Origin of the sequence: Chromobacterium piscinae, from assembly GCF_021129175.1 — a bacterium.
In the GTDB taxonomy this organism is placed as follows: domain Bacteria; phylum Pseudomonadota; class Gammaproteobacteria; order Burkholderiales; family Chromobacteriaceae; genus Chromobacterium; species Chromobacterium piscinae.
Genome location: NZ_JAJOHV010000149.1, coordinates 1 through 577 on the forward strand (window position 1 = coordinate 1; position 577 = coordinate 577).

General features: G+C 69.3%; 1 protein-coding gene. It reads left to right on the plus strand.

Going from position 1 to position 577, the window contains the following annotated elements:
- Positions 1–577: type VI secretion system Vgr family protein (locus LQR33_RS23450; protein ID WP_231470655.1), on the plus strand; the 577-nt coding region annotated here is incomplete at both ends.

Here is a 577-nt window from a genome sequence, read left to right on the forward strand (position 1 = left end):
GCCATGCCGTCGGCCGGCGCCGGCTGGGGCCACCAGTTCATCCCGCGCATCGGCCAGGAAGTGCTGGTCGACTTCATCGAAGGCGACATCGACCGGCCGGTGATCACCGGCGTGCTGTACAACGGCAGCCACCCGACGCCCGACTTCAGCGGCGCCGGCAGCCTGCCCGCCAACAAGACCCTGTCCGGCATCAAGAGCAAAGAACACCAGGGCGGCGGCTACAACGAACTGTTGTTTGACGACACCCCCGGCGAAGTGCGCGCCAAGCTGTCCAGCGAGCCGGGCAAGACCCAGCTCAACCAGGGCTACCTCGCCCACCCGCGCAGCAACGGCAAGGCCCAGCCGCGCGGCGACGGCTTCGAGCTGCGCACCGACCTCCACGGCGCCATCCGCGCCGCCCACGGCCTGCTGCTCACCACCGAAGCGCAGAACGGCGCATCCGGCAAACAACTGGCGCGCGAGCACGCGCAAAGCCAGCTCGACGCCGCGCTCTCGCTGTCGCAAGCCTTGGCCGAAACCGCCACCGGCCAACTTGCCGACACCATGGAAACCGGGCCCGACGAAATCGGCCCGGACA